The sequence below is a fragment of the Kaistella palustris DSM 21579 genome (assembly GCF_000422265.1).
Lineage (GTDB): Bacteria > Bacteroidota > Bacteroidia > Flavobacteriales > Weeksellaceae > Kaistella > Kaistella palustris.
The window spans coordinates 309,674-315,673 of the sequence record NZ_AULL01000017.1 but is presented as its reverse complement, the minus strand read 5'-3'; the positions used below and the strand labels follow the sequence as shown (position 1 = coordinate 315,673).

The 6,000-nt window shown below is 33.1% G+C and carries 8 protein-coding genes; all 8 read right to left on the bottom strand.

Annotated features, from left to right (window positions below):
- Nucleotides 1-423, bottom strand: a 423-nt coding sequence (locus H562_RS0108325) for a metallophosphoesterase family protein (RefSeq protein ID WP_027377093.1), incomplete at its 3' end; no start/stop codon positions are given.
- Nucleotide 424: 1 nt separating this feature from the next.
- Nucleotides 425-1,486, bottom strand: coding sequence for an ArsO family NAD(P)H-dependent flavin-containing monooxygenase (locus H562_RS0108320; protein ID WP_027377092.1), 1,062 nt, complete (start codon nucleotides 1,484-1,486; stop codon nucleotides 425-427).
- 52 nt (nucleotides 1,487-1,538) lie between these two features.
- Nucleotides 1,539-2,012, bottom strand: coding sequence for a DUF6428 family protein (locus H562_RS0108315; RefSeq protein WP_027377091.1), 474 nt, complete (start codon nucleotides 2,010-2,012; stop codon nucleotides 1,539-1,541).
- Between the two features lie 56 nt (nucleotides 2,013-2,068).
- Nucleotides 2,069-2,395, bottom strand: a complete 327-nt coding sequence (locus tag H562_RS0108310) for an ArsR/SmtB family transcription factor (protein ID WP_027377090.1) — start codon at nucleotides 2,393-2,395, stop codon at nucleotides 2,069-2,071.
- 191 nt (nucleotides 2,396-2,586) lie between these two features.
- The gene (locus H562_RS0108305; protein WP_027377089.1) at nucleotides 2,587-3,198 is read right to left on the bottom strand and encodes a hypothetical protein; all 612 of its coding nucleotides are present in this window, start codon (nucleotides 3,196-3,198) and stop codon (nucleotides 2,587-2,589) included.
- Between the two features lie 18 nt (nucleotides 3,199-3,216).
- A complete protein-coding gene (locus H562_RS14880; RefSeq protein ID WP_027377088.1) occupies nucleotides 3,217-4,365 on the bottom strand; it encodes a relaxase/mobilization nuclease domain-containing protein in 1,149 nt (382 codons plus the stop codon).
- Nucleotides 4,358-4,807: a plasmid mobilization protein gene (locus H562_RS0108295; RefSeq protein WP_027377087.1), complete on the bottom strand. Its 450-nt coding sequence runs from the start codon at nucleotides 4,805-4,807 to the stop codon at nucleotides 4,358-4,360. Before H562_RS0108295 ends, H562_RS14880 begins: the two co-directional genes overlap by 8 nt.
- Nucleotides 4,808-4,957: 150 nt before the next feature.
- Entirely contained in the window at nucleotides 4,958-5,836 is an 879-nt protein-coding gene (locus H562_RS14875; protein ID WP_051190447.1) for a toprim domain-containing protein, read from the bottom strand.
- Nucleotides 5,837-6,000: the final 164 nt, after the last annotated feature.

Below are 6,000 nucleotides of genomic sequence, written 5' to 3'. Positions count from 1 at the left end.
GAAAAGATATTCATTTATTTTTCTCGGACTCCCGTGTACCAAAAGCAGGTTTAGTTTGTCTTCATTCAATTGAAATTCTACTTTTATATGTGCTGGAAGTGTACGTAGGTACGCACGTTCGTCGTCTTTCATCAAAGAATTAGTAAAAGAAATGGAAATGTTTCCGTTGTCCTTCTCAGCGTCTGTTTTGTAGGCGCAACCGCATTCATTACTCATTCTCCCAATGCCAAAATCGTAGTTACCTGCAATAGTTGGTATTCTTCTTTTACGGATTTCATTGACCACTTCATTTGGCCAGATATTGTAACCTACTAAATCTCCCAAACAATAAATGCTGTCGGGATTTCTTTTTTCAACATCTGCAAAGAATGCTTCCAATGCAGGGAGATTAGCGTGAATGTCGCTGAATAATGCAATTTTCATTTTATTTATTTTTATTTAAGAATTCTTCTATTTCAATTATTGTTTGTTTTGCAGATCTGTTTATACCAATTAATGTTGCAGATGCGTAGCCTGTCCAGTTACCATAGCCAACAAACCATAAACCTTCCATTTCCAAAGATCTGCTATCTGTGGTTTTAGCGATACCACTTTCATCTATACGGACGATTGATCTTAAGTAGGCGGTGTCATAACCAAAGCCTGTGCACCAGACAAAAGCATCAAACTCTTCTGAATTTCCATCATCCCATACCACGCCTTGATCATAAATTTTATGAAATGAACCGCTTGAAACTAAAACGCCTCTTTTCTGAGCTTCTTTAACAGGAGGAACCATAACGATATTTCCTAAATTGTACTGCGATGCATCAAAGGGTTTTCCTTCTTTTTCCGCTTTGTATTTCGCTGACGCAACATTAAATAGGTAATAACCATCTACATTGTCTGGAAGAAATTGAGGTTCTCTTTTTGTAGACCATTTTGTTTCAGTAAATCTTGAAACTTCAGCTACAATCTGTGCACCGGAATTCCCTTCACCAATGACTAAAGTTTTCATTCCTATAAAGTCCTCTGGATTTTTGTAGTTTCCGGAATGAATTTGTATTCCCTTAAAACTTTCGATGCCATCTATGTTTGGAATAGTAGGGTTTCCCCAAGTTCCGGTTGCTGAGATAATTGACTTAGCTTTTATAGTGTTCTGTTGTATATCAACGATAAAAAAATCTCCATTTTTTTTGATATTATTAACCTCAAATCCCCGTCTTATATTCAGCTGATAGTGTGCTTCGTATTGCTGTAAGTAATTTATTACTTCTTGCTTAGGAGGAAATTTATTTTTAGATTTCGGCATCGCCCAGCCAGGCAAGGAACTGTAATCGGCTGGTGAAAAAAGGGTTAGACTGTCCCAAGTATGAAGCCAGGCACCTCCAGATATATTTTGTTTATCCAATATTACATAATTCAGTTTAGCTCTTCTCAAATAATATCCGCAGGCTAAAGCGCTTTGTCCTCCTCCAATAACAACGACGTCGTATATTTCATCCATTAATCTTTGGTTTTGATTATTTTATAATGGCAGATTAGTGAGTAAATTATGTTTAGCAACATCCTCCACCTGGTGTGCAAGAATTGTTTTGATTTACATTAAGTTCGGATAAGTTTTTCTTTTCTTTTTCTGATGGAATTCCACAAGCGTCCTGAGCTAAACAAGCTGTAGTCTTATTTTTTAGAATAAATGTTTTCCCGTTAAATTCTAAATCATATTTACCGATTGTCTCACTTTGATATTCAACTTCAATATCAAAATCTTCGATTCCTAATTTATCTTCAGAAAGTTTGATAATATTGAGCAATTTGTTAGGCTTTAAACGATGTTCAAAATCGTCCGCATTCCATAGCTGAAAGTTCACAACCTTCTCTGAACGGATGACACCGCCACAATCAATAAAGTTTTTATTAATCATTCCTACTTCTGTAACGTGAAAATGTTCAGGAACAAAAGCACCATTTTCTAATTGGAATTCAACATTTTCTAATGTTGGCAAAATTTGTTTGACTTCTGATAATTTCATAATTAAATCTTTATAGGTTAAATGCAATATTGCGATATATTAAGGTAAAAAAACGCTTAGCAGCATTTTGATTTGGTAACAGTTTGTACTATTGCGGAAAAATAAATGTTGAGAATTTCGATGGTCTTTTCGTCTATACAATAGCAAATGGCGTTTCCGGAGATGTTTCCTTTTATGATCCCTGCATTTTTCAGTTCTTTCAAATGTTGGGAAACGGTTGGTTGAGCTAAAGGCAATTCGTTCACAATATCGCCGCAGATACACTCATTGACTTTCATCAAATACTCAATAATTGCTATTCGCGCAGGATGTCCTAATGCTTTTGCAATTGTTGCGATTTGATTTTGCTTATCTGTAAAATGTTCTGTTTTAGTAGCTCCCATAATTCCAAAAAATATTATATCGCAATATTACAATATAATATTTGCTTCGCAAAATATTTTTTAATAAATTGTCTAAAGAGAAGCTTAGAGATCCAATTCAAAAAGATTCAAATACTAGAAAATATATTCACCGAAGGTTTTTACCTTAATTTTAATCTCCAAAGTAATTTTCCAGCTAAGTGATAATTTCTTTAATGATTTTCCTTACTTGCGTTATATCCATCTTTAAACCTCAGAAAATCTTCCGCTTTTTTAGGATTGTTCTTGATCCATAATTGCATTATTTGAGTGTTTTCTCTCAAAATTGTTATCTCATTTTCATCGTAGATTTTTTTTCCTTCATCAGCAATTTCATTTAAAATATCTTGACGCAATTCACTTTTGGCTTTGATGCTTTCTTTGTACCAATTAGTTGCGAAATTAATGGAGACGATCAGTACTAAAACCGCAAAGACAAAAACTCCAATTCCGCTCCAAATAAATTTCTTCTTCCATCGTATATTCTTTCCAAAACCGTCCAAATAATCTTTAGCTTCTTTTGAAAGAACTGTTTCTACCTGAGTAGGAATACTGTCCAGGAATTCAACTCTTTTGGTTTGCTCTACTTTCATAAAGGCTACAGTTTCATTATTGGTCGACTGTCCATCTTCAAAACTGATCTGTACTTCGTTCAACAGGGTCGTATGGTCTTCAATGGCAAACTGAAGTTTGATATTTTGTTCAATATTTTCCTTGTTTGATTTGATCACGTTTTCTAAAAGTTCCATTCCATTACTTTTAGATTCTTTACTTTCATTTTCCATATTTTTTTTAATTTTTGATTATCGTCTTAATTTTCGCTTCTTTTTCCAGAGCTCATCTTCGTCCTGAGAAACATAGGTTGGATTAAGGAAGTCACCTAATAATTTGCCTGCAATTTCTATTAAGCTTTCATTTGTTTCTTTTTTCAAAGGATTACCTGCGTCATTATTTACACTACTTTGACTTAATGATTTTACCAGATCACCAAGGTCAGAATCTATTGAAGAAAGAGAGAATCCAACATTTTTCCGGAAAAAAAATCCGTTTTTGTTTTGACTATTATTAATTTCATTTATCCATATATCTTTAATTTGATTTTTTTGACCAGCTTTAAAGTCTCCGTTATATTGGATCTTTACAGAAAATCCCTTTTGTTGGAGATTTTCCCGAAACTCCTTTAAGTTGTCAGCATTTCTTTGTACTTCCCTAACAGCTTGTTTCATTTTAAATAGAGATTTTATTTCAGAGATTTTCAATTGATTTGAAATTTCAGATAATTTATACCCAGCTTTATAAATCCTTTCTGTCTGAAAATTTTTGTCTTTTTCCATCACAATTCGCATTCCCGAAATCCCGTCTTTTACATTTGAAGACAATTGAATTTCAAAACCTTTTTTCTTCATTTCTGAGATCAGATCATCAAAATTATCTTTTGACCTGATAGCTTCGGTCAAGCTTTTCAGCATCTCAGCTTTTTTTTGAGTTCCAATTTCAACATCGGTTAATAATCCTTTCTCTTTGCAAACTTCTCTGACAGCTTCACCAAATCTCTTTCCGATATCGTGTGCTTTCACAGTGCACCTTCCCGAAAAATCAATCCTATTGGCGACAAAATGAATATGCTTATGTTTTGTACTGTTATGAATATCCAGTCGATATTGATTTTTGTTTGTCAAACCTACTTTTGCAAGAGCTTCTATCGCAATTCGTTTGAATTCTTCATCCTTCAATTTTCTACCGATCTCGTCCGGTTGAGAAATATAACCAGTCAATGCCCATTTCTTCACTTTGGTATTTCTTTCAGCTACGGTTTTCATTTCGTTAAACTGACCTTCAGCAGTGTCACTCAAAAGATAATTCGAAGCAACCATTTCTGCTGTTCCTTTATCGTTTGCATTGTATTCCAAAGCAATTTTTGTAATGGTTCTTGTGGTTGCCGAATTATTCATTTTTCTGAATTTTTATATATAAATATTGATGAATTAATTCGATCAAATTTTCAATTCTCATCAAGATTTCTTTCTTATTTTCAATAGCATTCCATTCCCGATTTCGTAAAAGGTTGGTGATTTTTTTGAAATGGGCTCCGTATTGAAGTAAGACTTCATCAGTTTGAAATTCATTGATTTTTAGTTCTTTTTCGAACAAAATATTCCGGATATAAGTGGACAATTTTAGCGGATGTTTTTCTTGCTTTTGAAGTAGAATTTCATATTCAGAATTGGTCATTCGTATTGAAATAACTTTGTCCAATTTTTTATTTTCTTTGGTTTTCAAACCACCTTTACGACCTAATTCCTGAAAATATTTTTTTCTCTTTTCCTGAGCAATCTTTGCTTGATTTTCTTTGGCTACCTGGTGTATAAATTCTTGTAAAAAGTCTTTTTCCATTGTATTAATTTTGGCGTATTTAAAAAAAACATTTCTGACGATAGGAAGAAATCAAAAATCCCAATTTTGCAATCAGCGGATACGCTTATTGTAAACTTTGGGTACTTTTTGCACTAACATACCACCACATTTTACCTTTGTTTATTTTACTCACCTTCGCCTTTGTTTCACTTGTCTTTCAGGTGATGGATTTTTGTGAATCATCCAGTCATTCAAATCTTTAAAATCTGAATATAAAACCCGACAATCTTCTGCGTTTTTGTTTTCATTTTTAATCATTTCAACCGCCAGATTTCCGGCTTCGTCATTGTCAAAATAAAGTTCAATATTTTCATAATTTCCTAATGAATTTTTAATATTGTGAATCATCGAAACGGAATTCAAAATGATATAATCAGAAGGTTCTTTTTCTAAAAAATTTTCTACATTTTTAAAGGAAATAAAATCAAAAAAACCTTCGAAAATTCGAAGCGATACCGAACCATTTTTAATGGTTGAAACACCTTTTTTACCCAAACAGATTTTAGAATATTTATTACGGATTTCATAACCGCCAGAATCGTTCTCGAATCCAATTCCGAAATAGTTTTTATCATTCATTCGGTAACGAATTTCGTGTAAGAACTGAGTTTGATTTCCAATTTTTCTTTCTCTTAAATATTCCAAAAGTGCAGGATGCTGGATTTCATTCACATCAAGTATCTCATAATTTTTACTCGGGTTTTCGAACTTCTGATCAGGAATGTTTTGCTTTTGAAAAGAAGAGAAATTCTGATCTTCTGCCCATACTAAAACTTCATTGACTGAAGCGTTCAGATATTTCTTCATAAAGTCGGTATTCGTTCCACCGATTCCTTCTGAAAATAAGTACCAATAGTTTATTCTTTTATTGATTTTAAAAGAGGCTTGGGATTCGTTGGCAAAGGGGTTGAGATACCAAGCTTCTTTTTCATTTTGTTTCGTAGGAAGGTGTCCGAGAGAAAGGAGGACTTCTTCCAACGATATGTTGTTAAATTGTTTGCAGTTCATTGTGTAAATTTTAATGTTTTTATTAATAGATAGTAGTTGTCCTGTCGATGAAAGGCGGATTAGTTTGTCTTCGACTAATTTTTGATGAATTGATGAGAAAGCCTTATAAAAAATTGAATTACAATACTTTATAACCTCATCAAAGTCTCATCATCTCATCAAAG